General features: G+C 46.8%; 24 protein-coding genes and 1 other RNA gene. 12 read left to right on the top strand and 13 right to left on the bottom strand.

Annotated features, from left to right (window positions below; genetic code table 11):
- Positions 1 to 205: 205 nt before the first annotated feature.
- Together AADH33_RS03805 and AADH33_RS03800 are read right to left on the bottom strand one after the other, a co-directional pair.
- Positions 206 to 592, bottom strand: coding sequence for a hypothetical protein (locus AADH33_RS03805; RefSeq protein WP_075100663.1), 387 nt, complete (start codon positions 590 to 592; stop codon positions 206 to 208).
- Positions 593 to 849: 257 nt separating this feature from the next.
- Positions 850 to 2,052: a phosphoglycerate kinase gene (locus AADH33_RS03800; RefSeq protein ID WP_348549611.1), complete on the bottom strand. Its 1,203-nt coding sequence runs from the start codon at positions 2,050 to 2,052 to the stop codon at positions 850 to 852.
- A 448-nt stretch (positions 2,053 to 2,500) separates the two neighbouring features.
- Here AADH33_RS03800 and AADH33_RS03795 point away from each other — a divergent pair, with 448 nt between their 5' ends.
- Positions 2,501 to 2,830, top strand: coding sequence for a TraR/DksA family transcriptional regulator (locus tag AADH33_RS03795; protein ID WP_348549610.1), 330 nt, complete (start codon positions 2,501 to 2,503; stop codon positions 2,828 to 2,830).
- Positions 2,831 to 2,931: 101 nt separating this feature from the next.
- On the opposite strand, the gene AADH33_RS03790 is transcribed toward AADH33_RS03795, so the two are convergent.
- Both AADH33_RS03790 and AADH33_RS03785 read right to left on the bottom strand, forming a co-directional pair.
- The gene (locus AADH33_RS03790; RefSeq protein WP_348549609.1) at positions 2,932 to 3,612 is read right to left on the bottom strand and encodes a thiamine phosphate synthase; all 681 of its coding nucleotides are present in this window, start codon (positions 3,610 to 3,612) and stop codon (positions 2,932 to 2,934) included.
- A gap of 178 nt (positions 3,613 to 3,790) precedes the next feature.
- Positions 3,791 to 4,879, bottom strand: coding sequence for a serine hydrolase (locus tag AADH33_RS03785; protein ID WP_348549608.1), 1,089 nt, complete (start codon positions 4,877 to 4,879; stop codon positions 3,791 to 3,793).
- Positions 4,880 to 5,291: 412 nt separating this feature from the next.
- Between AADH33_RS03785 and AADH33_RS03780 the strand changes: the two genes are divergently transcribed.
- The 3 genes from AADH33_RS03780 to AADH33_RS03770 all read left to right on the top strand — a co-directional run bounded on the left by AADH33_RS03780 (position 5,292) and on the right by AADH33_RS03770 (position 9,634).
- A complete protein-coding gene (locus AADH33_RS03780; RefSeq protein ID WP_075100658.1) occupies positions 5,292 to 5,927 on the top strand; it encodes a response regulator in 636 nt (211 codons plus the stop codon).
- 90 nt (positions 5,928 to 6,017) lie between these two features.
- Complete coding sequence (locus tag AADH33_RS03775) at positions 6,018 to 7,787, top strand: sensor histidine kinase (protein ID WP_348549607.1); 1,770 nt, start codon at positions 6,018 to 6,020, stop codon at positions 7,785 to 7,787.
- 131 nt (positions 7,788 to 7,918) lie between these two features.
- Complete coding sequence (locus AADH33_RS03770; protein ID WP_348549606.1) at positions 7,919 to 9,634, top strand: sigma-54 dependent transcriptional regulator; 1,716 nt, start codon at positions 7,919 to 7,921, stop codon at positions 9,632 to 9,634.
- A 52-nt stretch (positions 9,635 to 9,686) separates the two neighbouring features.
- Here AADH33_RS03770 and AADH33_RS03765 read toward each other — a convergent pair whose 3' ends face one another.
- Both AADH33_RS03765 and gpmI read right to left on the bottom strand, forming a co-directional pair.
- Entirely contained in the window at positions 9,687 to 11,141 is a 1,455-nt protein-coding gene (locus AADH33_RS03765; protein ID WP_348549605.1) for a S41 family peptidase, read from the bottom strand.
- A gap of 375 nt (positions 11,142 to 11,516) precedes the next feature.
- Positions 11,517 to 13,172, bottom strand: coding sequence for a 2,3-bisphosphoglycerate-independent phosphoglycerate mutase (gene gpmI, locus AADH33_RS03760; protein WP_348549604.1), 1,656 nt, complete (start codon positions 13,170 to 13,172; stop codon positions 11,517 to 11,519).
- 166 nt (positions 13,173 to 13,338) lie between these two features.
- Here gpmI and ssrS point away from each other — a divergent pair.
- Positions 13,339 to 13,534, top strand: a non-coding RNA gene (gene ssrS / locus AADH33_RS03755) — 6S RNA.
- Between the two features lie 122 nt (positions 13,535 to 13,656).
- Here ssrS and AADH33_RS03750 read toward each other — a convergent pair.
- Positions 13,657 to 14,280 (bottom strand): FxsA family protein, encoded by a 624-nt coding sequence (locus AADH33_RS03750; protein WP_075100654.1) that lies wholly within the window; start codon positions 14,278 to 14,280, stop codon positions 13,657 to 13,659.
- Positions 14,281 to 14,433: 153 nt separating this feature from the next.
- Here AADH33_RS03750 and ruvC point away from each other — a divergent pair, with 153 nt between their 5' ends.
- Complete coding sequence (ruvC, locus tag AADH33_RS03745; protein ID WP_075100653.1) at positions 14,434 to 15,018, top strand: crossover junction endodeoxyribonuclease RuvC; 585 nt, start codon at positions 14,434 to 14,436, stop codon at positions 15,016 to 15,018.
- 138 nt (positions 15,019 to 15,156) lie between these two features.
- On the opposite strand, the gene AADH33_RS03740 is transcribed toward ruvC, so the two are convergent.
- The 4 genes from AADH33_RS03740 to AADH33_RS03725 form a co-directional block, all read right to left on the bottom strand.
- Complete coding sequence (locus AADH33_RS03740) at positions 15,157 to 16,089, bottom strand: META domain-containing protein (protein ID WP_348549603.1); 933 nt, start codon at positions 16,087 to 16,089, stop codon at positions 15,157 to 15,159.
- A gap of 432 nt (positions 16,090 to 16,521) precedes the next feature.
- The gene (locus tag AADH33_RS03735; RefSeq protein WP_207969646.1) at positions 16,522 to 17,184 is read right to left on the bottom strand and encodes a glutathione S-transferase family protein; all 663 of its coding nucleotides are present in this window, start codon (positions 17,182 to 17,184) and stop codon (positions 16,522 to 16,524) included.
- A gap of 279 nt (positions 17,185 to 17,463) precedes the next feature.
- Complete coding sequence (locus AADH33_RS03730; protein ID WP_075100650.1) at positions 17,464 to 18,102, bottom strand: peroxiredoxin; 639 nt, start codon at positions 18,100 to 18,102, stop codon at positions 17,464 to 17,466.
- 378 nt (positions 18,103 to 18,480) lie between these two features.
- The gene (locus AADH33_RS03725) at positions 18,481 to 20,208 is read right to left on the bottom strand and encodes a glutamine--tRNA ligase/YqeY domain fusion protein (RefSeq protein ID WP_348549602.1); all 1,728 of its coding nucleotides are present in this window, start codon (positions 20,206 to 20,208) and stop codon (positions 18,481 to 18,483) included.
- A 239-nt stretch (positions 20,209 to 20,447) separates the two neighbouring features.
- On the opposite strand from AADH33_RS03725, the gene AADH33_RS03720 reads away from it, so the two are divergent.
- Both AADH33_RS03720 and AADH33_RS03715 read left to right on the top strand, forming a co-directional pair.
- Positions 20,448 to 20,963: a peptidylprolyl isomerase gene (locus tag AADH33_RS03720; protein ID WP_075103604.1), complete on the top strand. Its 516-nt coding sequence runs from the start codon at positions 20,448 to 20,450 to the stop codon at positions 20,961 to 20,963.
- A 56-nt stretch (positions 20,964 to 21,019) separates the two neighbouring features.
- Positions 21,020 to 21,862 (top strand): UDP-2,3-diacylglucosamine diphosphatase, encoded by an 843-nt coding sequence (locus AADH33_RS03715; protein WP_348549601.1) that lies wholly within the window; start codon positions 21,020 to 21,022, stop codon positions 21,860 to 21,862.
- A gap of 144 nt (positions 21,863 to 22,006) precedes the next feature.
- On the opposite strand, the gene orn is transcribed toward AADH33_RS03715, so the two are convergent.
- Positions 22,007 to 22,594, bottom strand: coding sequence for an oligoribonuclease (orn, locus tag AADH33_RS03710; RefSeq protein ID WP_075100646.1), 588 nt, complete (start codon positions 22,592 to 22,594; stop codon positions 22,007 to 22,009).
- Between the two features lie 207 nt (positions 22,595 to 22,801).
- Between orn and rsgA the strand changes: the two genes are divergently transcribed.
- The 4 genes from rsgA to secB all read left to right on the top strand — a co-directional run bounded on the left by rsgA (position 22,802) and on the right by secB (position 25,950).
- On the top strand, positions 22,802 to 23,905 hold the full coding sequence (gene rsgA, locus AADH33_RS03705; RefSeq protein ID WP_207969649.1) for a ribosome small subunit-dependent GTPase A: 1,104 nt from the start codon (positions 22,802 to 22,804) through the stop codon (positions 23,903 to 23,905).
- Positions 23,906 to 24,055: 150 nt separating this feature from the next.
- Positions 24,056 to 24,511, top strand: coding sequence for a rhodanese-like domain-containing protein (locus AADH33_RS03700; protein ID WP_093068718.1), 456 nt, complete (start codon positions 24,056 to 24,058; stop codon positions 24,509 to 24,511).
- A 477-nt stretch (positions 24,512 to 24,988) separates the two neighbouring features.
- Complete coding sequence (gene grxC, locus AADH33_RS03695; protein WP_348549600.1) at positions 24,989 to 25,252, top strand: glutaredoxin 3; 264 nt, start codon at positions 24,989 to 24,991, stop codon at positions 25,250 to 25,252.
- Between the two features lie 245 nt (positions 25,253 to 25,497).
- Positions 25,498 to 25,950 (top strand): protein-export chaperone SecB, encoded by a 453-nt coding sequence (gene secB / locus AADH33_RS03690; protein WP_075100642.1) that lies wholly within the window; start codon positions 25,498 to 25,500, stop codon positions 25,948 to 25,950.
- Between the two features lie 209 nt (positions 25,951 to 26,159).
- Here the strand turns inward: secB and adk are convergent, their stop codons facing one another.
- On the bottom strand, positions 26,160 to 26,813 hold the full coding sequence (gene adk / locus AADH33_RS03685) for an adenylate kinase (RefSeq protein WP_172953130.1): 654 nt from the start codon (positions 26,811 to 26,813) through the stop codon (positions 26,160 to 26,162).
- Positions 26,814 to 26,821: the final 8 nt, after the last annotated feature.

The raw sequence follows: 26,821 nt of genomic DNA, 5'->3' as shown, positions 1-26,821 counted from the left end.
CCAAGGCTTTTTTAGTATTTTGAGGGCTTATAAAGCAGCTGTTTTATGAGACAACCATTATAGGGCAGTCATAAAAAACTGCTTATTTAGCGAGCTGTACATCAATCCATTAGCAGTCAAACCGTGATAAACAAGGTTTGAACCGGTCAAACGATGTTTATTTACTAAGCGACTAGTTTTGACAAGCTACTGATTATCGAACCTATTAGTACTGCTGCTCAGCATCAACTGCGACATCATTTGCGCCGTCAGCCACTGCATTTGCGCCATCAGCTACCGCTTCGGCAGTGTTTGCTACTGCTTTGTTGGTACCATCAGCGATTGCATCACCTGTGTTTTCTAGAGCGTCTGTCGCAGCCGCGCCAGCAGTTTCAGCGCTTTCGGCAACTTCAGTGCCAGCATTTTGAGCAGCAACTTCTGCTTCAGCAGCAGCAGCTTCTGTCTCTACAGCGGCGGCTTCAGTGTTGGCTGCGACATCATCACCGGCAGACTCAACAGCAGCTTCAGTGTTCTCTTCTGTTTGTTGGCTACACGCAGTGATAGCAAAAGTACCAGCAAGTACGCTAGCAAGTAACAAATGACGTTTTAACATAATAAACCTCTCGTAAATAAAGCATGTCAAAATACATGGTTGCGCTATTTTATAGAGTGCAAATAAGACATGCAATAATAATTTTCAGTGTATAAACAAATAAATACGACTTAATAATAATCGGCGGCCATCAATACCGAAGTCTGTCATACAGAATACTATATTGATGGCCATCCTCTTATTTCCACAGCCTACCTTAGATGATTCATCATGGTTGTACGTCTAGTGTTACTAACGTACTAAGTAACGTTAAAGGTTTACGCGTCTATTTGCAGGGCAGCAACTGCAGGCAGCACCTTACCTTCGACGAACTCTAAGAAAGCGCCGCCTCCTGTAGACATATAACTGACGCCATCCGCCACTTGATATTTATCAATGGCAGCTAGCGTATCACCGCCGCCTGCGATAGAAAACCCAACACTGTCTTTGACCGCTGCGGCCAATATCTGCGTGCCCTGCCCAAAAGCATCCACTTCAAAAACTCCAACTGGACCATTCCATAAAATGGTCTTGGCATTGATGATAGCCTCAGCCAATTGCTCAGCGCTTTTTGGGGCGATATCCAATATCATGTCGTTGTCGCCGATAGCATCGACGAACTTAATGGTCGCAGTGGCTTGTTGTAATGAGCCAGTAAAGTCGGCAAAGTCGATATCGTCTTTATCGGCCACCACCACAAACTCAGGCAATAAAATCTCAGTTTTGCTCATGATGTCACGAGCGCTATCGATCAAATCCGCTTCATACAATGACGCACCAACGCTATGACCTTGCGCCGCCAAAAACGTATTGGCAATACCGCCACCAACGATGATTTGACTACATACCTCAGCTAAGCTATGCAGCACTTCAAGCTTGGTCGATACCTTTGAGCCACCCACGATAGCCAGCATCGGCTGAGCTGGTGTCTCTAACGCCAAACTTAGCGCATCAAGCTCTGCGGCCAACAACGGCCCTGCGCAGACCTTTTTGCCTGCTTGGCGCATGGCTTGAGTGACGCCCTCTGTCGATGCCTGCGCGCGATGCGCGGTACCAAAAGCATCCATCACAAACACATCGCACAAATCTGCGTATTTTTTTGCCAAAGCGGTTTCGTTTTTCTTCTCGCCTTTGTTAAAACGGACGTTTTCTAGTAGTACCACTTCACCCGCTTTGATAGACACGCCTTGAGTCAGATAGTCAGTGTCTAAACGCACAGGCGCAGCCAATTTGTCGCTCAGATAGTCAGCGACAGGTGCCAATGAATAAATGGCCTCAGGGCTACCTTCGGTTGGACGCCCAAGATGTGAGCAGACAATCACAGCCGCGCCTTTTTCTAGCGCCATCTTAATGGTAGGTAAGCTTGCTTGTAGGCGCGCATCACTGCTGACTTTGCCATCTTTGATTGGCACGTTTAAGTCTTCTCGAATCAAGACAACCTTATCCGTTAAGCTCAGCTCACTCATACGCAAAAAATTCATTAACTGCTCCTCTACATCATCTATTGTTAATCTACAGTGGACTGCTCGATAAGTCCTACTACCACATATTTATGGTCTATCCTAAATAAAACTGACACCATGGATACGATGCCGCCCGAGTGGTAGCGCTCAGGCCGATCAAAAACACTCTAGTAAGAATTTGTGGCGGTGTATTCTAGCAGTTTTCTGCCACGCTCTCCTATCAAAGCGTGGATTAAATATTACTCAGCAGACAATCACACAAAACCGGCTCGACAAACTGATGATAAAAATCAGCATTTTATAAAACCAGTAACATTTCGTGGTGGCACTCATGGATTGCGCTGTTTATGATAAATCTACACTACGATGACCTTAGGCTAGACCAGAATAAACGCAGGCTCTGCCAAACACAGGCGCTAGCCTAACTGATAAGTGAATAATAACAATAACCTACTAGGAGAAAACCATGAGTATCGATCTAAAGACAGCAAAACAAAACCTATTAAAACTCAAAGACGAGTACGAAACTCGCATCGACAAAATCGAAGAGCATATCCAAAACCCACAGGACGACCTCAACGAGCACTGGGAAGACCAAGCCATCTCCTACCGTCAAAACGACATGCGAAAAAACCTCATGGCTGAGGCGCGCCAAAGCCTAATCTATGTAGAAAACGCGCTAAGCCGTATCGAAAACGGCACTTATGGAGAGTGCGAAGTATGCGGCGAGGCAATCGAAGAGCAGCGCCTAGAAGCCCTGCCCTATGCTACGTTATGTATGCAGCATGCCAAATAGCGAATGGCTTTTGACTTATCCTTGTGGTTTATTTCGTCTTGTGGCTTATATAGTTAACCTACTTTAGGGCGACTTTATATTGGATTGACGATACTTGGCTATCAGGCCTTTACGTCACCAGCAGTGGCATGCCACTTTGCAAATGCTTGCTGCCACTGCTGACAACGAGGCGCTATCTGCGCAACAGGCAGATCCATAATGTCTCCAACGACAGCCACATATTTGATAGGCAGACCTGCCAGCGCGCCGACATTCTCAGCACTTAACCCGCCTATCACGCAGATATCGATGCCTTGCTGGCAGCCTTCTTTTAGCTGCTGGTACGAGATGGTATCGGCTTTGGGCTTGGTCGTAGAAGCAAAAACAGCACCCATGGCCGCATAGTCTGCGCCTTGCTGCTTAGCTTCTTTGACCAGCGCCACTTGTCCATGACACGTACGGCCGATAATCTGATCCGACCTTATTTGGCGCTTGGCATCGACCATCTTGCCATCTTGCTGACCTAGGTGTACCCCGACACCGAGCTTGGCCGCCAGCGCACTATCATCATTGATCACGACTGGTACCTGATATCTGCGTGCCAGCTCGACAATTTGCTTGGCTTCTGCCAACAGTGTGGCCGCGCCATCTGGCAATGCCGCTGTTTTTTTACGGCGTACTTGCAGCAGACCGACCAGCCCTGTTGCCAGCGCGGCCTCTAGCTTTTGATAGAGTCGCTCAAACTCATCGTCGTTCGTCAGTAAATAAAGCTGAGGTACGACAGCCGATTGCAAGTGATTCATACCACGAGTATCCTTTTTGATATAAAAAAGGCCGTTATATGATATAACAGCCCTTTGAATTATTTTACCTGTCTATTTTTAATCTATATACGTGCGTTTGTGCGTATGTGTGTTTGTATACTGACATCAGTGTCGGCCGCACTTATACAGTAATCTGCACTTACATGGTACTCCGCACTTATACAGTACGACGCGTGGCCAAGCTGTTTAAGATATTTTTGGCATCGCCCCAGCGCGTGGCTGAGCTGTTTGCGCCCAAAATAACAATAATAGCTGGGCGGTTATTGACCCTCGTTTCCATGACCACACAGCGCCCTGCTTCATTGATAAAGCCGGTCTTTGAGATACCAATAGGGTAGCCACCCTCACGTACTAAGCTGCTGGTATTGTTGGCTTTATATGTGCGGTTGCCACGAGAGTAATTTGATACAAAGAAGTCATAGCTTTTGGTGGTGGAGAAGCGGCGAATCACATCGTAGTTGCCCGCAGCGCGCACCATCTTGACCAAATCATTTGATGAAGCCACATTACGCTTGTCAAGACCCGTTGGATCACCAAAAAAGGCAGTCGTCATACCCAAATCTTGCGCTTTGCGGTTCATCGCTCGCATAAAGGCACTATATCCACCTGGATAGTTACGCGCCAGACTCTTTGCGGCTGGGTTTTCCGACTTCATCAAGGCCATGAGCAGCATTTCGGCACGGTTGAGACGATCCCCTACCTTTAGACGAGAGCTTGCGCGTTTGGGGCCGACGAAGTCTTCTGCGTCTAAGGTAATCTCTTCACGCATATCCAGACCGGCATCTAGTACCACCATCGCGGTCATGACCTTGGTGATACTGGCCATTGGACGGGCAATATCCGCGTCTTTTTCGTAGATAGACTCGCCTGTTTCAGCATCGATCACAGCCACACTACGCGAGTCTGTGCTGATCGGAATCATATCACTACTGCCAAAGGCGCCGCGATAGGTGGTGTTGTAGCGATTGCTACTGGTATAGCTATTATTGCTGCTGCCAAAACTGTTAGTATTGGTGATATTGGTGGTGCCATAACCGGTATCGACTTTTTTGATAGCAGAGCCTGTCGATTTGTACATAATCTTACGGGCTTCAGACAAGCTATCGGCACCGCCCCAGCTGATACGCGCGCTAGATTCTGTATCAGCGCTACCATTAATCGTAAGTGCAGCTTGTGCCACACCACCCAAACTCAGTGAAATCATGGCAGCGATCAGTTGCTGTTTGGTTAATGGTAGTTGCTTCATTGTGCCTCCTGCTGTCGCTATCACGCCAGATACATACGATCTGACGCCAAAAACGTTCATAGCGTTTATGAATAGGTTTGTAAGTACTCGTATAGAGTTTTTGTATTTTTAGTGTATCATGGTTTGCTTTTAAGTTTAATGTATCAAGCTGATTTAATGGTTTATTTTGTCCCAATTCAAATTTTGCTACAACCACTTTATATTATAGAAACATTGGTTCACATTTCAGCAATATATCTTAACCCAAAGCATGGCAATTATTCAAAATTTGATATATTAAACAACAACATCCACATAATATATTAGCAGTATTTTACATCGTCAAAAACTAAAAAATAACTTAGACAGTTTTTTGTCTGTGATTTATGCTAGGCAGTATCCCTTCTTCTGACAAATAGTAAAGAGTATAGTGATGATTAAAGTATTGGTAGTCGATGATCATGATTTGGTACGTATGGGTATCAGCCGTATGTTGTCAGACAGTGCGGATATTGAGGTGGTCGGTGAGGCCGATAGCGGCGACATGGCGATCAAAATGGCCAAACAGCTGCACCCTGATGTGGTATTACTCGATGTCAATATGCCCAATATTGGCGGGCTTGAAGCCACCAAACGTTTGGTTCAGCTAGACATGGGTATCAAGATTTTGGCGGTCAGCAGTATGTCGGCGCAGCCTTATCCTTCTATGCTGATCAAAGCTGGGGTCAACGGTTATATCACCAAAGGCACACCCTTAGACGAGATGATACGGGCAGTAAAAAAAGTCTATCAAGGGGGCCGCTATTTTAGCCAAGATGTCGCAGAGCAGCTAGCAGACGTCTTGCTATCAGACAATGCCAGCTCGCCCTTTGATTTGCTCAGTGATCGCGAAAAACAAGTAGCGATGATGGTCGTCAACTGCCAAAGCCCGCAGCAAATCGCGGATCAGCTGTTTGTCAGTGTCAAAACCATCAATACGTATCGCTACCGTATCTATGAAAAAGTCGGGGTCGATAGCGATGTCAAACTGACACATTTAGCGATTCGTCATGGTCTGATTCAGCCATAATCTTCGCCTACTTGCCTGCTCAGTAAGTCAACCAGCTAAGCCAGTCAGCACTGTAAGTCAGCAAGTAAGATTGTCCATGACGGTACATTTATGAAACCTGCTATTCGTTTTGTCTCGACCATCACCCGCTCAGCGCCCCCCAATGACACTCTGTCATTGTCGCAGCTGCGTAAATTAGGACTTATTTATAGCAGTTATCGCTTTGCTGTGAGCTTGTTTTCTATGCTCATGGTCTATATCACCGCGCGCGCTGATAGCGGCGCGTCTTTGCCCAGTTTTTTGCAACAAACCACCCTGAGCTTTTATGTACTGCTTAGCATGATATTGCTCGGTTTGTTTTATGTGGTCAACAAACACATGCGCCAGCAGCTGGCCTTTGGCTTGGCTTTGGATGTCATCATCTTAAGCTTGCTGCTTTATACCGCAGGTGCGCCTGATTTGCAGTTGACCATGCTATATATGGTAGTGGTAGCGGCAAGCTTTATGCTACTTCACAGCTCTCAAGCATTGATCATCACCTTACTGGCGATTATTTTTGTTATTTATCAGCAGTTTTTTTATGCCATTGCCAATAGTATGAGCTTGACCAACTTAGGCGATGCGCTGCTGATGTCTGCCAGTTTTTTGGCAGTGGGTGGCTTGAGCTGGTCTATCTCTCAGCGTTTGGTGCAGTTAGAAAAAGTGGCCGCCCGTCATGCCAAGGAAGTCGAGCGCCTAAATGTCATCAACCAAGAAGTCATCACTCAAATGGTCAATGGCGTTATTGTCATCGATCAGGCGCATATTGTGCTGGCAAATCTTGCCGCGTATCAGCTGCTCAGTATCCCTCATCATCCATCACTCACCTTACCTACTACCAGCAAAAGTCATACGCCAAACGATAGGCGCAGGCTCGATAGCGCATCTGCTGCCCAATTAGCAGATTTTGAAGAGCAATTTGACGAGCAGCATCCACAGCTGCTTCAAGCCTGCTTGACTGTCGCAGCAGGACAGTCGCGTACCTTTACTTATGACTTACCTGCCGTGGCCAATGTATCGGTGTTTGGCAAGCTACGTGTACAGATTATCCCTCTAAAAGACGGCAGTAAACTGGTCATGCTCGAAGATTTGCGCCGTGAGCAAGCCAACGCTCAGCAGCTAAAACTGGCGTCTTTAGGACAGCTGACGGCCAGTATTGCTCATGAGATTAGAAACCCGCTGGCCACCATCTCACAAGCCAGCCAGTTGCTCATGGAGGACGTCGTAGAAAGCTGTCATCCACCAGCAAATAACATGACAAGCCCTGCCCCTAATTATAGTGATGAACACATCGCAGCCAATCATGAGCTGTATAAAATGATATTTTCGCAGACCAAACGCGTCAATCGCATTATAGAAGACATTCTAAAGCTGTCGCGTCAGCAGCAAGCAAACCAGCAGCCCATCGTACTTGCCGAATGGATGCCTGCGTTTATAGAAAACCATTTTCAGGGGCATGACGTGTTTTTGCGCGTTAAGACCCAGCCGACCATCTCCTTTGATACCCACCAACTAGAGCAAGTGTTGATCAACTTAATCAACAATGGTTTGCGTCATAGTAGCTACGCCCACCCTCATGCCTTTGTGGAAATCGAGATTTATTGTGCAGATAACGATGTTATAATCGATATTTTAGATGGTGGTACTGGGGTCCGCGAGCATGACTTACCGCACCTGTTCAATCCGTTTTTTACCACAGATCAAGCAGGGACAGGACTTGGGTTGTATCTATCACAAGCCTTTTGCGAAGCCAATCAAGCTCGCTTGCTATATGTGCCTGAACACACAAAAACCTGCTTTCGCCTCATCGCACCTGCCATCAATGCCCGCACCCATGTATAAAATGCATTGGTACGACCTTACTATTTGTGTACCAATACCGCACTGATAAGCTGAGCATTTGTAAGTACTTAACTGCAATTGTGATAAATGCTTTGATAATTTTTCGCTACCGAATACGATGAGATGAATGTATGACAAAAACCGCGCTAGTCGTTGATGATGAAGTAGATCTGTGCCGATTAATGCAAATCACTTTAACCAAGATGGGCATCAAAAGTGATGTGGCTTATACATTGTCACAAGCAAGAGGCTACTGGCAAGAGCGCGAGTATGACTTTTGCTTAACGGATCTCAAGCTCCCTGACGGCTCAGGGCTGGAGCTGGTCAAAGAAATCAGTGGCAGCACCAACACGCCCATTGCCGTTATTACCGCGCACGGTAGTATGGATTTGGCCATCGAAGCCCTCAAGCTTGGCGCTTTTGATTTTGTCAATAAACCACTTGAGCTGCCGCGCCTGCGCCAACTGGTCGAAAACGCCCTCAAAGTCACTCACCAAGGTGACGACCCCGAGGCCGCGCCTGAGTGTACCCCTGAGCAAAAACTCCTCGATAGTAGGCTGATCGGCGACTCAGCGGTGATGCTACCACTGAAAAACACCATTTTAAAACTGGCGCGCTCGCAAGCACCGGTGTTTTTATCAGGGGCGTCGGGTACGGGTAAGGAAGTGGTCGCCAGACTGATTCATGATCTCAGTCCACGCCGTGATGGTAGCTTTGTACCTGTGAATTGCGGCGCCATACCCTCCGAGCTGATGGAGTCAGAGTTTTTTGGCCATAAAAAAGGCAGCTTCACGGGCGCGGTCGCTGACAAACAAGGCCTTTTTCAGCAAGCCAATGGCGGGACTTTATTTTTAGATGAAGTGGCTGACTTGCCGCTAGCGATGCAGGTCAAACTACTGCGCGCCATTCAAGAAAAAACGGTAAGAGCCATCGGTGATACCAAAGAGATACCTGTCGATATCCGCATATTGTCTGCAACTCATAAAGATTTATCCCAGCTGGTGCAGGCTGGCACGTTTCGCCAAGATCTCTACTACCGCATTAACGTCATTGAATTAAAACTACCGACGCTCAACGCGCGCCGTGATGACATACCTGTACTAGCGACACACTTTTTGGCCTTGATCGCTGAAGAGTGGCAATTGGAGACGCCGCCTTCACTGACGGCAGCCGCCTGTGAGCGTTTGCAACATCACGACTTTGCAGGCAACGTGCGCGAGCTGCGTAACCTACTTGAGCGTGCAGTAACCCTAGCAGAAACGCCAAATATCGATATAAACCATCTGGGCCTGCCAGCGTTGACGCCGGCGGATACAGAGCCGCAAGCGATGAGCTCAGTTATGCAAGACGCAGCACCAACAGCTGAAACACTTACCGCACCCACCCACCCTGCTTCAGCAGACACGCTTTTGCCAAACAGCCTATCTGGACAAATGGCGCCCATAGACAGCTCAGCAGCACGCGATGATAAGAGTCAACCTATCCAAGCCTCGACTTCGGCCAGCAACTTGCATCCTTATCGCACCCATACTCAGCACTACCCTTCTGTCATCAAAGGTGCGGCGGCCAATCACCCAAAAACGGCGCAGGGCGACAGCGCCGAAACCATAAAAACGGCCAATCAGGCCGCACAAGCGCCAAACGAGACAAAAAACATCAACAATGCAGGCTTACCCGCCCAAGGCTTAGAGCATTATTTACAAGCGCAAGAAAAACAGCTGATCATCACCGCACTAAAGCAAACAGGCTGGAATAAAACCCAAGCCGCTGAACTGCTGGGCACGACTTTTCGCTCTTTACGTTACCGCATGAAAAAACTAGAAATCGATGAAGACCAGCTTGAATAAGGACCAGAGACGATCTATGGCACGGGCGACCATTATATGATCTAGGTTGGTATTACTGAGCGCGGTTGGGCTTTCGGACAAAACGAACGCCTGACGTTAAGGCACGCTCTTTGACCAGCTCAAGAGCCTGCTGTCGCCACGTGCTCTCATTTCCAGAGAGCATCACATCAGGTGTCACCCCGATCTCATCTATCTTTTTACCCGTGGCGGTCATATAGTTGGCGACCGTCAGTTTGACCGCTTGCTCATCGTTTAGCGGAATCACCGACTGTACCGATCCTTTGCCATAGCTGACCTCCCCAAGGATAATGGCGCGCTGCTGCGCCTGCAGGCTACTGGCAAGCACCTCGGCCGCCGAAGCCGAGTAGCGATTTTGTAGCACTACCATAGGTAGAGGCTTAAGGATGGCCTCACCTGTCGTGGACAGCACGCGCGGCTCGTTTTGGCGCGCTTGTACCTGCACCACATCAGTATCATTCATAAACAGACTGGCGACATTCACCGCCGAGGTAAGCACGCCGCCTGGATTGTCACGTAGATCCAACAAAATGCCTGAAACCGGCGCGTCTAGATCGATCAAACCCTCAAGCAGCCTGTCACGACTATCGTTTTGAAAGGCTGGTAGCCTAACCACCGCAATACCATCGACCAGCTCTATCTCAATGGTTTGCGGATGGCTGTTATTTCGCTGCAAAGTAGTAATGTGTTTACGGCGACCCGCTTTAGAAGTCACCACATCTACTTGCGTGCCAGCGATACCCGTTAGCAGTTGCTCAACGTCGTTGGTTTGGCGATTTTCATCAAGCTTAAACTCGCCCACCTGATGCAAATAATCGCCGACTGCGATGCCTTTTTTGTCAGCAGGTGAGTCATCGATGACCTCTGTGATGACCCAGTAGCCTTCTTGTGGCTGATAGCTGACCTTGATACCGACATCGCCTACGTCGCCTTCGGTAAAGGCACGCAGGTTTTCATAAGCCTCGGCATCCAAAAACTCAGCATGACTATCGAGCTTGGTCAGCATACCGCTCATGGCATTATTAAACAGCGTCTCGTCGTTGACCGCATCGACATACTCACGGCGCACCAAATCGACCACAGCGACAAAGGTCTTGAGCGTCTCAGGAGAAATAGCATTCAATGATACATGCGCGACCTCCGGCGGTATCGCGGTATCGATTACCTCGGCCTCGTCATTGAGCACACTTTCATCGGCAACGCTATCTATCGAGTCATCGATATCGTCGGCGGCCTCTAGCATGTCGGCGATATCTGATAGATTGTCTTCTGCAGGGTCTATCTCATCCGTATTTAAGCCAATCAGTTGCAGCTTCTGCGCCGAATGATGACTGGGAGCCGCTGCCGCTTGAGAGATATTGACACCGACCAGCCCTAGCAGCGCTGCCATAAAGACAGGCTTACATACAGCAGGCGTGCTAGGTACACATCTGATATCGCGATTGATTTTTTTGATGAGAAAAGAGCGTATGGCATAAATAGGACGCATAAAATACTCGTGTTAATCATAAAATATCGTAATTTTTATTATAAAAATATCTGTGATAGCGACTTTATAAGATAGCATCAAGAGCAGAGCTAAGACTAGTAGTGTATTGCAAACCCTCAGTATGTAAATCGTTAACTGTCATTGGTAGACTGCGGTCGTGACAATAAAAAAACACCTAAAAATATCGCAAAAAAAAAGGAGAGACAATCATTATCTCTCCTTATAATATAACGGTACATCGTCTGTCTGTCCTCATCATACCATAGCCATATTACCGCTACAGCACAACTCACAGCATAGCCACAGTGTCGTCATTCATCGCAATACAGTGATACGCCGCCACTAATAAGGGTGGCGTATGATCATAAAACAGGCTTACGACGCTGGAACCAATAGGCTCTTACCTGTCATTTCAGCTGGTGCATCCACACTCATCAAGGTCAAAATTGTCGGAGCGATATCGCTGAGTTTACCCCCACTGCGCACCGTGAATTTTTGCTCGCCGATATAAATCAGGGGTACCAACTCGGTGGTATGCTGAGTATGCACCTGCCCACTTTCATAGTCCTGCATTTGCTCACAGTTGCCATGATCAGCGGTGATGAGCATATCGCCGCCAGCCGCGCGCACAGCAGTCTCAAGACGACCGATACAAACATCGAGCGCCTCTACCGCTTTTACCGCGGCATCAAAGATGCCCGTGTGCCCGACCATGTCACCATTGGCATAGTTGACCACTAACACATCATACTTGCCAGACTCAATCGCCTCGACCAGCTTATCCGTCACTTCAGGGGCGCTCATTTCAGGCTTCAGATCATAAGTGGCCACATCAGGTGATGGTACTAGGATACGGGTCTCGCCTTCATACTCCTTTTCGCGGCCACCACTAAAGAAAAATGTCACATGAGCGTATTTTTCTGTTTCGGCGATACGTAGCTGCGTTTTGCCAATGTTTTGCAGATACTCGCCAAGGGTGTTGGTCAATGAGGCGGGATGATAAGCGATGCTGGTGTGAGGATTGTCAGCCAGCACATCAGAGTATTTGGTCAGCATGACAAAGGCGGCCAGCTTTGGCTGCTTTTGACGGGCAAACCCTGAAAACTCATGATCTGGCAGCACAAACGCTTGGGTAAGCTCGCGAGCACGATCAGCTCGGAAGTTCATAAAGATCAGCGCGTCATTGTCTTCAACTGTATAAGGCATTTCATCACGGCCAATCACAGTCGTCGGACTGACAAACTCATCCGTCTCGCGCGCTTTATAAGCGGCTTGTACAGCACCATCGGCACGCGTTGCCAAGCGGTCAGCTTTGCCTTCAGTGATCAGCTCATAGGCTTTTTGGACGCGCTCCCAGCGATTGTCACGGTCCATGGCATAATAGCGCCCGATGATACTGGCAATCTGTACGCGGCCACCTTCGTAGTGGGCATTGAGCTTACCGATATGGTCACGCAAGCGATCGATATATTTGTCAGCCGACTTAGGCGGCGTATCGCGGCCATCTAGAAAACAATGCACAAAGACGTTTTTGGCACCATGTACCAGCGCTGAGTGACACATCGCTTCGATATGGTCTTGATGCGAGTGCACCCCACCATCAGAAAGCAAGCCCATGATATGCACATTACCGCCCAAGTCGTTTGCCGCTTTTACTGCATCGACCAGCGCTTGATTTTTATAAAACTCACGGTTGGCCAACTCATTTGAGATACGCGTTGAGTCTTGATAAAGGACGCGGCCAGCGCCGAGGTTCATATGTCCCACTTCTGAGTTGCCAAACTGACCATCGGGTAAGCCCACATCTTCTCCAGAGGCAGAGATCAGGCCATGTGGATATTGCTGATAGATTTTATCCAAGTTTGGCATATTGGCCGCAGCAATGGCATTGTCCTTATCTTCTTCACGATGACCAAAGCCGTCCAATATCATCAAAACATGCGGTGTTTTTTTATTTTTTCCGCCGTTTTTGTCATTAAGTTGTGCCTGATTGTCATCGATAGACTCTGATGGTTGCTGGTTCGTGGTCATATATTACCGCTCCTCAAGTGAATGAACGCCTATAATGCTGTCTTAGGGTGTTGAAAGCCCTCTATATTAGCACATATCTGAAAATTGCTGAAAAACTGACAAATTTTCACTACGTAGCAATCTGTAATTGCTACTTGCAATCACACTTTTCATTGGTTAAGATGAAACTATTCTGAAGTGTTGGCTAGTAGATGTTTATTCCCTGAGCCGATAATGCTTTACTAGGATGTGGTACCTATTGCCTCATTGTGTATGCCTGCACCGCTTGCGGTGTATCAGGAAACCTGCAGAGGCAGTGACGCATCCGCCCTGAACTTCACGGTTCATGGGTCACCATCTTGCGGCGGCACTTCGGTTGTTCTATTCGGTCTTCTCTTTATTTTATCGCTTGTAAAATACAAATGATAAATAAGCCATCAAGACCAACAAAAAGCCCCTTTCGTTCATCACGAAAGGGGCTTTTTGCTATCTGCTTTACGGCTTGCTATGATTCATCATTGGCAGACTTGGTGATTTTTTTCACATCTTTAGGCACGCTTTTGGCCGTACCATCTACGGTAGTATGCTGTTTAAAGACATCGCCAAACGGGTTTTGCGACTGCTGACCAAAGGGGTTTTGACCACCCATACCACCTGCACCGCCAAACGGGTTTTGGCCGCCCATGCCACCAAATGGGTTTTGACCGCCCATCTGTCCACCCATTTGTTTTGCCATCATTTCCATCATTTTTTGCTGGTTATTCATGACATAATTATTGGCCGCATCTTTCAGCTTTTTTTGTACAGGCGGCAACACAACCAATAACGCTAGTAAATCACTGAGCACCCCTGGTATCAGTAATAAAATACCGGCTGCCGCCATCGCCACACTCTTTAGCATGGTAGACTCTTGCGGGCGCATCGCTGGATTCATCATGCCACCTGCTTTCATCTGCTGCGCCATCGGGTTGAGCGCGGCCATGCCTTTGCGCATCAGTGACACACCGATGACAGCGGCGATGATAAACCACATAAATACCCACCAGCCACTCATAAACTGAGCAAGCAAATACCACAGCAGCATCTCAATAATAAACCAAACAATGGCGATACCAACGATCTGACCCATAAAGTGTCGTCCTATAAAATAAAAACCAATAAATAAAGCGCCATACAAATTAAGATGGCTAACATATGATGTATATGGGGATTGATTGCTATACTATCAAACTTATAGCGGATTTTTAAGATATAAAACAAAATGTAAGTAAGACGGAATACTATGGCAATTATTATTGGGATTGACCCAGGCTCGCGTATGACCGGTTATGGCATCGTGCAACAAACCGGCGACAAACTGACCTATATCGATGCAGGCACCATTCGCACAGATACTAAGGAGATGCCTGAGCGCTTAAAGCGTATTTTTAATGGGTTGACGCGTATTACTCAGCACCATCTAAAATATACTGACGAGCCAATTCATACGGCAATCGAACAAGTATTTATGGCCGAAAACCCAGACTCAGCGCTGAAGCTCGGTCAAGCCCGCGGTGCCGCCATCGCAGCGATGGTAGCACTAGACTTAGAGGTGTCGGAGTACACTGCTCGTCAGATCAAGCAGGCGGTTTGCGGCTATGGCGCAGCGGCCAAAGAGCAAGTACAGGAGATGGTATGCCGTATACTATCGTTAGACGTCGTGCCACAGCAAGATGCTGCCGACGGCCTTGCTTGTGCGATTTGTCATGCCCACTCTAGCCATTCGATGAACAAACTGATATTAAACAGCGCCATGCGCGGGCGCGGCAGCTCTAAGAAAAAAGGCCGCTGGCGGCTGACAGAAGAAGACTTGGGCAATTTACGCTAAGTCATCAAGCTATTTGTCTACAAACCATCAGACATAAAAAAACACGCGTCATTTGAACGCGTGTTTTTTTATGTCATTTTGGCTATCTAGCCCTCGTTTTAAATAACCAAAACGACCAACCAACTTACCTTAAAAGCCTCACTCTACCACGCTACTTTCTATCACGGCATCGAGTACATAAGCGTACTCTTCACCTGTTGATACTGCGTCTTCGGCATCCAGCTGATAGCGCTGGAGACGCAGCACTTCATCATGCTTACCGTCATGCTGATAGCCTTCGATTTCGCCCGTGAACGCAGCCCATTTACCTTCACTGGTCTTGATACCTTGATCATCATAAGTGATGGGTTTGACTTGTAAACACTGCTGCGTCCCCTCAGCGGTGCAAGGGGCTTTTTTGGCATTGACGGCCCAAAAGACGGTTTTTCCTTTGCTATTATATTTCGCCTGTGAGGTCAGCCGCCCTTTCCAAGTCAACGTCACCTCATCGCTGGTCACTTGCGTGAGTAAGGGCCGCTCCTCGGTCGTCACGCTCAGCTCACTCGTACCCTGCATCAATGTGTTCAGACGATTTTCAGCCTCATTGAGATCTTGGCAGAGCATTTGTGTACTCATGCTCTCTTCGGTGGTCAACGTATGACCTTGCAGCTGATAAACCGCGCTCATAGCATTGCAGCCAACGCTATAACTCAAAGTGTCTTGCCCTTGATTTTGGTTAAACAATAATGATACTTGGTCTTTGAGATCAGCCAGCATAGACACCGAGGGCCCACTGCCAGCATTCTGAATATCCGATAACGTCCAACGATAGCGCGATAGGTTTGCGATCATTTTTTGCTCTACCGTCAGCTTATCATCATGGCCATCGTCTGTATCCGTATTTTCTACATTCATCTCGTCTATTGGCGTATCGCCATCTGCTTCACTGGTTGCCCCCGCTTCATGACTATCCACCGTGTCACCATCAGCAGGCGCAGTGGATTTTTGACAAGCGCCCAGCGCTAGGCTTGCTACTAGCATGCTTGGTAATAGCAGCCATTTCGAAGCGGGTTTTGCGGTTTTACTTACCATACAACGTACCTCTTAGTAAGCTTGGTTTCTTTTCTTGTATAAAACAGATGTGGCCAAAAAACTGTCAAATATCATTTAAGCTCTATTACAAAGCTTTTTATGCAACGTTTGGAAACTTAAGATAGATTGCTCACTATAACGCTGAGTCTACTGCACTATGTAATAAAATGTTTATTTTTATTACATCTTTTAAAAATAGTTCCCAAGTCCATGTTTTAGTGCTAGTAGTCATGAGTTACTATCTTGCAGCTTCCATCTTGGCTTGATTATAACGCCTTATTAACACTGCATAAAAAAACAGCCAATCATGAGATAGGCTGTTTTAATTGAATATAAGCTGTCAGCAGTTGAAAGGTTAATTGAGCAGCTAATTAAGGTACACTTAATAAGTAAGCAGCCGACTACTTATCAATCTCTCGTGTCAATCTCTCGTCACTTACTGCCATCTACAGGCTTGGCTTTTGCCATATTTTTGATACTAAACTGTTCATTCATTTTTTGATAAAAACGCGCTAGGTTTTCACCTTGCTCGCTTGGGTCGACTTTAAGTATTTTGCCAAAATCCAACCCCAAATACAGCACAATATCAGCAAAGCTTAACTGCTCACCCACGAGATAGTCGCGACCTACTAAAGCGTTCTCAAAATAGCCCATGGCTTTGGTAGCACGGGTGATAGATGGCTGGACAAACTCAGGAACCTGCTCGACGCGCTGAGCCTTGGAAGGATGACTGTGCTGAAACGCCAGCATCAGGTTGTACAACACCTCAAACTCAGCGATGCGGCGCATGGAGCAAACTTGCGCGCGCTGTACCACATCATTCCCCATCACTGAGCGCTCGCCATAGACGCGGTCTAGATACTCACAGACCGCTTGTGAGTCATTAAGCACCGTCCCATCGTCTAAGGTCAAGACCGGTACCGTCTGCATCGGATTGATCTTGGTAAATTCCGCCGACATCTGCTCGTTGGCTGCAAAGTCGATATCTATCACATCGACGTCATCCATGTCATCGACATCAATCCCTTTTGACGCCAAGAGTATCAAAGCTTTACGCGGATTTGGGGCAGTACGAGTAACGTATAGTTTTTTCATAGTAAACTCCTTGTAAAATAAACAGATAACGATTCAGCCCTGCCAGCCATTATTATAATAAGTAATGAGCATTGCTGATTAATAAACGCATGGCTCTTTTATTTAGAATAGACTCTATACCATAGTTATAGCCTACTCGGGGCATCATAGCAAAGCTTTCTTGTTTTTTGCCAAAGCAGAGTCCTAAAGCAAGATAAATACGACGATTGAGATATAAAAAAAGCCTCACAACTTTACGTCGTGAGGCTTTGTATCATGCGACTTGCCATTCACTGACACTTATTTATTAGGGGCAGGTGTGGTACGTAGATAGGGCTTAATTTCTGTATGGCCTTTTGGATAGTTGGCAGGGATGTCTTCGTTTTTGACACTTGGCGGGATGATCACATCGTCGCCATCTTTCCAGTCGACTGGCGTGGCAACATTATACTCATCAGACAACTGTAGCGCATCGATGACCCGAACGATCTCATCAAAGTTACGCCCACAGCTGGCTGGATAGGTCAGGGTCAGACGTACTTTTTTGTTTGGATCAATGATAAACACGCTGCGAACTGTCGCGGTGTTATCAGCATTTGGGTGAATCATGTCATACAAATCCGCAACCGTGCGATCAGAGTCTGCAATGATAGGGAAATTCACCGCTGTGCCTTGTGTCTCTTCGATGTCGCCGACCCAGCCTTTGTGATCTTCTAAGCCGTCCACTGACAAAGCAATCGGCTTGACATTGCGTTTTTGGAACTCACCGCCCAATGCAGCGGTGCGGCCAAGCTCAGTAGTACAAACTGGCGTATAGTCGGCAGGATGCGAAAACAATACCACCCAGCTATCACCCGCCCAATCATAAAAATTAATATCACCCTCTGTGGTGGTTGCATCAAAGTTTGGTGCGGTGTCGCCTAAACGTAAATGTGCCATACTAAATTCCTTATTTATATGAATGATGAGCGCTGATCTTACTGTCTTATGCGCCCTATTATTATAAACCGATTATTGCAATGTGCGAGACGGTTTGATCATTTGCTTATCCCGTCTAGTGCATCAATAAAACTCACTTTATAGTACCAAACTGGTTATGAATGTCTTGTGAAGGATTGTAATTCGCTTATTCCATTTATCACTAAGCGAACCAATATATAGGTAGCATAGCGCATTAAACTACCATGCCTGTATACCACAAGCAAAGTTCATAAAAAACCCACCCCTAGCGCACTAGAGATGGGTCAGTATAAAAGAACAGTGACTTGACATAATAATTTGACATTAAACCCTAAGGGCACGCTCAAAGGCTATGCATTAAGTCGGCTTATAACTGTCGCGTAAGCTGACGATTTGGTTAAATACCGGCTTATAACTGGTGTGCTCTTCGCTATCGGCGATGAAGTAACCTTCACGCTCAAACTGAAAGCGCGTGCCCGCGTCGCTATTGGCAAGTGAGGGCTCAACCACTGCTGCAAGCTCAGTCAATGAGTTGGGATTGAGCACTTGATGCACATCACTGGCGCTACCTGGATCCTCGACACTAAATAGCTGCTCATACATGCGTACGGTCGCAGGGACGCCAAGGCTGGCTGACACCCAATGAATCACGCCTTTGACCTTGCGGCCTTCAGGGTTATTACCCAATGTCGCAGGATCAATCGTTGCTTTTAGCTCGGTCACATTGCCAGCATCGTCAGTAATATGCTCAGTCACGGCCAGCACATAGGTATTACGCAGGCGAATTTCTGGCTTTTCTGGTGACAGGCGCTTATAACCGGCTGGCGGCTCAATTTCATAGTCGCCTTGATCGATATAAAGGGTTTCGGTAAAGGGAATCTCACGCTCACCCATATCGACGTTAGGATGTTTTGGCTGCTTGAGCCATAGAGTCTGAGCATCTTCATCCCAGCGTGCATTGACGCTATCGGCCTTTTGTGACTCCCAGCTGCTGACCGCATCGCTAAAGTTCGTAATCGTCACTTTTAAAGGCTTGAGCACCGCCATACCGCGCGCAGTCGTCGTCTCGAGTGATTGACGGATACTGAATTCTAATAGACGAAAATCAACAACGCTATCGACTTTGGTCACGCCAACGCGCTCACAAAAATCGCGTAGACCCTCTGGCGTATAACCACGGCGGCGCATACCCGCGATGGTCGGCATACGCGGATCGTCCCAGCCGCTTACCACCCCGTCATCGACCAACTGTTTGAGCTTGCGCTTACTGGTCATGGTGTGATCAACGTTTAAGCGGCTAAACTCATACTGATGCGGCGGCACCTCAAAGCCGATTTTTTCTACCGCCCAATCATAAAACGGACGATGGTCTTCAAACTCCAGCGTACACAATGAATGGGTGATACCTTCGAGCGCATCAGAGAGCGGATGGGCAAAATCATACATCGGATAGATGCACCATTTATCGCCGGTTTGATGATGCGCTTGGTGCATGACGCGGTAGATGACAGGGTCACGCATATTCATATTAGGGCTTGCCATATCAATCTTGGCACGTAGCACCGCTTCGCCTTCGGCAAACTTGCCGTCTTTCATATCTTTAAAGCGCGCCAAGTTTTCTGCGACACTGGCATCACGCTGCGGTGATGGCGTGCCTGCCTCATTAAATGAGCCGCGGTTGTCGCGGATTTGTTCAGGCGACTGCAAATCCACATAAGCGTCGCCCTGCTCGATAAGCTGCACCGCCCACGCATAGAGCTGATCAAAATAACCTGAGGCATGATGCGCCTCGCCTGCCCACTCAAATCCTAACCATTTGACATCGTTTTCGATATTGTCGATGAAGTCTTGTTTTTCTGCGGTTGGGTTGGTGTCATCAAAACGCAAATTACAGACACCGCCAAACTCCTCAGCAATACCAAAGTTTAGACAGATTGATTTGACATGACCCAAGTGCAAATAGCCGTTTGGCTCAGGGGGAAATCTCGTTACAATTTGGGGGTGTTTTTGCGCATTGACATCATCACGAATGATATTACGAATAAAGTCGTTTTTTTGTGCATTATTGCTTGAGTGCTCACTCATTACTCATTGCTCCTAGCGCAAGTGTTCAGCGCGTGTTACCACGCTCAAAAATGATAAATTAAAAAAGACTGATAAAAGATAACGTTGCGTTATTCTATCAGGTTTCGCAAAGGCATTAACAGCCTGATACATGACAGACGACAAAAAAGCCGTTAGACTAGCCATAACTTTTAGTCACCAACTTTTAACCACCACTTGACAGCGTTATTTAAGGCGCTGCAATCAAAAAGGAATATCACATGGTAGACATGCCACCAGTAGTAGAGCTAGACACCAATATGGGTGCGATCGTCATCGAACTCAACGAAGAAAAAGCACCAAAAACCGTCGAAAACTTCTTAAACTACGTAAAATCTGGCCATTATGACGGCACGATTTTTCATCGCATCATCGATGGCTTTATGATTCAAGGCGGCGGCATGGACGCTGAGATGAATGAAAAAGCAACCAACGCTCCCATCGAAAACGAAGCGGACAATGGCCTAAAGAACGACAAGGGCACTATCGCCATGGCGCGTACGCAAGATCCACATTCAGCGACCAGCCAGTTCTTTATCAACGTCAAAGACAATGACTTCCTAAACCACTCTGGCAAAAACATGCAAGGCTGGGGCTACACGGTATTTGGTAAAGTCACCAGCGGTATGGACGTCATCGACAAAATGCGCGGCGTACCAACCGGTCGCTTCGGCATGCATGCTGATGTGCCAAAAGAGCCTGTCGTTATCAACTCTGCGACCATCGTTTCTCAGTAAGTCATATAAGCAAGTGTTACTGATAGTCTGATAATAGATGACAAGGATTATGATAAATGCAAACGTTTAATCATCTGATAACGACCCGCCCACATGAGGTGCGGCAAGTATTCATCAGCGATTTGCATTTATCGCCAGAGGAGCCTGCCTTAGTGCAGGCTTTTTTGGCACTGCTCGATGACTGTCTGGCCCTGCCCGTCCTCAAACGTTTATTTATCTTAGGCGATTGGTTTGAGGTCTGGATCGGTGATGACGCTTATTTGACGCTGTCAGATGACGCGCGCCAAACCCACTGGCTCACCCCGCTTATCGCTAAATTAAAACAACTGCGCATCAATGGCTGTGAGATATTGGTGATGCATGGCAATCGTGATTTTCTGCTGGGTCAGCCGTTTTGCAACCTATTTGGCGGGGAGCTGATTAATGAGCCGTATATGTTAACCATCGGGCAGCAACACTACCGTCTCGAGCATGGCGACGCGCTTTGTATTGATGATAAAAAATATCAGTTTTTTCGTAAAATCATGCGCAACCGTCTAACCCAGTGGTATCTGCTGAATAAATCCTTGGAAAAACGCTTGACCATCGCGGAAAAAATGCGCCAAAAAAGCCAACAAAACAATGCTAATAAAGCCGCTCACATTATGGATGTCAACGATGAGGCGGTAATACAAGCCGTGGCTAATAGCGATGCGTTGCTACATGGCCATACCCATCGTCCAGATATCCATCAAGCGACCATTAATAAAAAACGCTACGTGCTGGGTGACTGGCGCTTAATCAATAAAGAGAAGCGGCAACCAACCGTCAACGCAGTGATTGGTGTGATGATCACTAATGCACACTCAGATAGCAATAAAGCTAACTTTGAATTGGTTGAATTTAGCTCACTGGTCTAGCGTATTTTTTACAAACCAAACAATGTAATAAAAAGATGTAATAAAATAAAGGGTCTGCTAAATAGTTAGCAGACCCTTTATCTTATGGCTATTCACTTATCAAGTGTAGGCTCATTACTTATCGAGTTTAACTGATCAATCTTATTAAGGCATCAGTTTAAAAAAGTGCTGACGATAATGCTTTAGCTCACGAATAGAGTCGCGGATATCATCTAACGCAAGATGGCTGCCGCCTTTTTCAAAGTTTTTTAAGATATCGGGACGCCAGCGAAAGCACAGCTCTTTAATCGATGACACGTCAAGGTTGCGATAATGAAAGAACCGCTCCAGCTCTGGCATTTGCCGCGCCAAAAAGCGACGATCTTGACAGATCGAGTTACCGCACATCGGTGACTTACCGCTATCGACCCATTTATTCAAAAACTTGATGGTTTCCGCTTCAGCCTCTGCCAGCGTCACCTTACTACGGCGCACCCGATCGATCAGACCTGACTGACCATGCTGTTTGGTATTCCAGTCATCCATTTTATTTAACACCTGATCAGATACTTTAATCGCAAACACTGGCCCTTCTGCAAGGACGTTTAAATCCTCATCAGTGACGACAGTAGCAATCTCGATAATTTCATCGTTTAAGGTGTCAAGTCCGGTCATCTCTAAGTCAATCCATACCAGCCCTTTTTTGCCTTGATTTTTGATCTTAATTTTATTGGGATGGTCGCCGGTAGTCATAAAATATCCTATGGTCAATAATGTTTGAAGCAAGTTGTTATATAAAAAGTGCCGTTTTATCTACGGTGACAAGATGAGGGCATGGGATTTAACAGTGCCAAATCAGCCCTGGTATTACAAAACCACTATCTGCCACGGACGGTTTAGGCTGTATGTTAGCAAATTTTCACGCTACACTTAGCAATATTTTTATAATAGGTCAAAACCATGGCATTAATACGGCAACGCAAACTGACTAAACAACAGATTCGTCGCATTGACAAACAGCAGCTCGACAGTCAAGACAGCCTCGATGACAGTTTGATGGATGGCGTGGTCATGGCGCATTATGGCAAGCAGCTAGAAGTACAAATCACCAGCTTGCCTGCGGTGTTACCGGTGCAGCCAGAGATTGCGCCTGATGATCCTGAGCCATTTTGGCAAGCGCTGGAATTGGGCGATATCTGGCGCTGTCATGTGCGTACCAACCTGCCTATGCTGGCGGCAGGCGACCACGTACGCTGGACAGCTGACCCCAATACCGGCTTTGGCCGTATCGAGTCGGTCAAACCGCGTACCTCTCTTGTCTCGCGTCCTGATCGTTATCATAAGCTCAAACCTGTCGCTGCCAATATCGATATCTTGGCAATCGTGTTTGCGCCACTACCAGCGGCGGCGGCGTCCCTGATCGATCGCTATTTGGTGGTCTGTCATCACGCGGGCGTCAAGCCGCTATTGGTATTGAACAAAGCCGACCTACTCGCGCAAGAAGACGGCGTCGATACCAGTGAGATATTGGCACAATATGCGGCTCTTGGTTACGAGAGCGTACTGACGTCGGTTGACTGTCCTGAAAACATCGCTGGTAGCGACGCCCAAACAGGTCTTGATGAGCTAAAGCGTCATATAGATAAAAAACTGGTGATTTTTGCTGGACAGTCTGGCGTCGGTAAAAGCAGCCTTATCAATGCGCTACTGCCTGAGTCAGGGCAAATGGTCAACGTCATCTCCGAAAACTCAAAACTTGGCCAGCATACCACCACCACCAGTCGCTTATTGCCGTTTAATCCAGAGGACTTGACGGAGGGCGGTATCGTCGACACCCCTGGCATTCGTGAGTACGGGATTTGGCATCTGACCCCTGATGATATCATCTCAGGCTTTATTGAGCTTGCCCCGCTCGCTGGCGACTGTCAGTTCCGTGACTGTCGTCATACTCACAACAGCAAAGGCTGCGCGCTATGGCAAGCGGTAGCTGATGGTGATGTGCTACAGCGCCGAGTCGAAAACCTGGTGACCTTGAGCGAAGAGGCTGATACCAAGCCCTATTAACAACGCTATGTATCAAATCCGCATTATTAAACTGTAGGTTGCTCATCATACATTTACTATAGATGACCTAATCGGTATAATAGCGCCTTGTTCAAAATCATTGAGCTGTCTTCTCGGCTTAATAGAACACTTATTTTTTGGAGGTATGGTTTGGATCGTGCGCTAGAATTTGTGGGCAACCACCCGTTTTTGTTTGGTATATTAGCCGTACTTGCTGTGCTGTTTTTTACCATCGAAAACAAACGTAGCGGTAGAAAAATATCGCCCAACACGCTTGGTATGATGGTGAACTCGCAAAACGCGCAGCTGATCGATATTCGCGCCAAAAAGAAATTTTTGACCGGCTATATTCAAGGCAGCCGCAACATACCTTTTACTGAGCTAAAAGATCGCCTAGAAGAAATCCGCGCCATCCAGCAGCCAGTGGTCATCATCTGCGACATGGGCGTACAGGCAGGCGCAGCCATTCAAATGATTGGCAAAGATGACGTTTATCGCTTAGAAGGCGGCATTGGCGGCTGGCAGGCAGCTGGTATGCCACTCGTTGGCCTAAAAGATGCCAAGTCAAAAACCAAAGGCAAGGCCAAGCCGTCATTGCACAAATAGCTGGTGCTGCATTATTTAGTACCAGTAACCATCAAAAAGACACCGCATTTAGGTGTCTTTTTTTATGTGGTATAGTCATTTCACTATAACAATGTTATAGCAAGGCTGATAGAAATTTTTGCAGCATCGAGCGGTGTAGGTACAGTACACTAGAAAATTTTATCGGCCTTGCTGGTTAATAAACACATGACTTTTTTATTTAGAATCGATTATAGTTATACCGCTGCAGCGCCTTTTTGGCCCATCCTGCTTGAATTTGCCTGACACATCCCCACTGTACTAATAAGCCCGGCCCAATACCTCGCACGTTTACTTGTGAGTAACCGATGATCATCATTTTTATCACATGATTGTTTATCGTATTTTTTATAATAACTAGGGTCTGTTAAGCATTTCGTTTTTTATTCATATTTTTTATGCGTAGTTTTTTATAATAAAGTCATTACTGACGACCATACTGACCAATAAGGATTTATCATGACTGTATCTATCAAAGTTTATACCACGCCTATCTGTCCGTACTGCTCTAACGCCAAACAACTACTAAAAACCAAAGGCGTCGATTATGAAGAAATCGGTATGCACGATATGACGAGCGAAGAGCGCCGCGCATTGATGCAAAAGACCAATAACTATCGCACTGTGCCACAGATTTTTGTGGGTGATACCTTTGTCGGCGGTTTTGATGAGCTCAATCAACTGAACCAACAAGGCAAGCTTGACGAGCTATTGGCCGGTTAATTTACAAGTTTTTTGCAACCTTGTTTTGCGGTTTGTCATCAGCTGTGTAATGATAAGCAGCGGCAAAATAAAACACGGTATTATGCAATGTGTGTGATAAAACGGCGAGATTGATCTTTTTGATTCAATCTCGGCTACTATTACCATAAGGCTTTTATGACGACGCTTTTGTCATAGTATTTTTAACCACAGTATTTTTAATCATAACTTGCCCAATCATTTGATCTAATTTTAGAGGAATTATCATGGCTGAAGAACAAGCACAACCACAATTGGCGCTAGAGCGCATTTATGTAAAAGACATGTCACTTGAAGTGCCAGGCGCGAGTGTATTTACCAAAGAGTGGAACCCAGAGCTTGACATCAATCTCTCTAGCAACGCAGAAAAGCTAGACGACGATCATTATCAAATCGTCTTGACCGTCAGCGTGACTGCAAAAAACGCAGGCGAAGCCGCATTTATCGCTGAGGTACATCAAGCGGGTATTTTCTTATTAAAAGACATTCCAGAAGACCAAATCGGTCAAATTCTAGGTGCTTATTGCCCAAATGTGCTATTCCCCTATGCACGCGAAGTCATCAGCGACATCGTCACACGTGGTAGCTTCCCGCAGTTGCTACTCGCTCCTGTGAACTTTGACCAAGCCTACGCACAAAGCCAGCAGCAAGCACAAGTTGATGCGCAAGGTAATGCATAAGCGGTGATCTACTAAAGCAGAAAGCTGTTGTGTTAAATGCGTATTAAAAGCCGCTTATTTATCATAGGTAAGCGGTTTTTTTATGAATATGGTTGTGTGTGGGCAGGATTGTGCGGGCAAGGCTATATATATGAATGCGTATCAGCCACAAAAAAACCCTGCTAAGAAACAGGGCTTTCAATCACGGCATCGGTTATCTTATAACAAGATTAACCCTTGAGCGCCGTTAGGATTTGTTGTTTGACATCGTCGATCGCTTGCGTGCCGTCAAACTTATCGTAGTTCGGCGCATCACCACCTTCAGCCGCTTTGTTTTGATAAAAATCTACCAGCGCTGAGGTTTGCTGATGATATGTCGCTAGGCGATCACGAATGGTCGACTCTTGATCGTCCTCACGCTGGATCAGCGCTTCACCCGTCACATCATCGATACCTTCGACCTTTGGCGGATTGTGATCGACGTGGTAAACACGGCCTGAGCCTGGGTGCTGGCGACGGCCAGACAAACGCTTGACGATTTCGTCATCAGGTACGCTGATTTCGATGACATGGTCGATTGCAACATCCGCATCAGCCAGCGCTTGCGCTTGTGGAATCGTACGTGGAAAACCATCTAAGATACAACCATTGGCACAGTCAGGCTTGGCGATACGTTCTTTCACTAGGTTAATGATAAGGTCATCAGATACCAAACCACCAGCATTCATGATGTCTTTGGCTTGTTTGCCAAGCTCACTGCCTTCTTTGATTGCTGCACGCAACATATCGCCAGTTGAGATCTGCGGAATATCATACTCTTTAGAAATAAACTGGGCTTGGGTACCTTTACCGGCGCCTGGTGGACCTAGCAAAATAATACGCATCATTACAC

The organism is Psychrobacter sp. KFRI-CH2-11, from assembly GCF_038239325.1.
Lineage (GTDB): Bacteria > Pseudomonadota > Gammaproteobacteria > Pseudomonadales > Moraxellaceae > Psychrobacter > Psychrobacter celer.
This window is presented reverse-complemented; position numbering and strand designations above follow the sequence as displayed.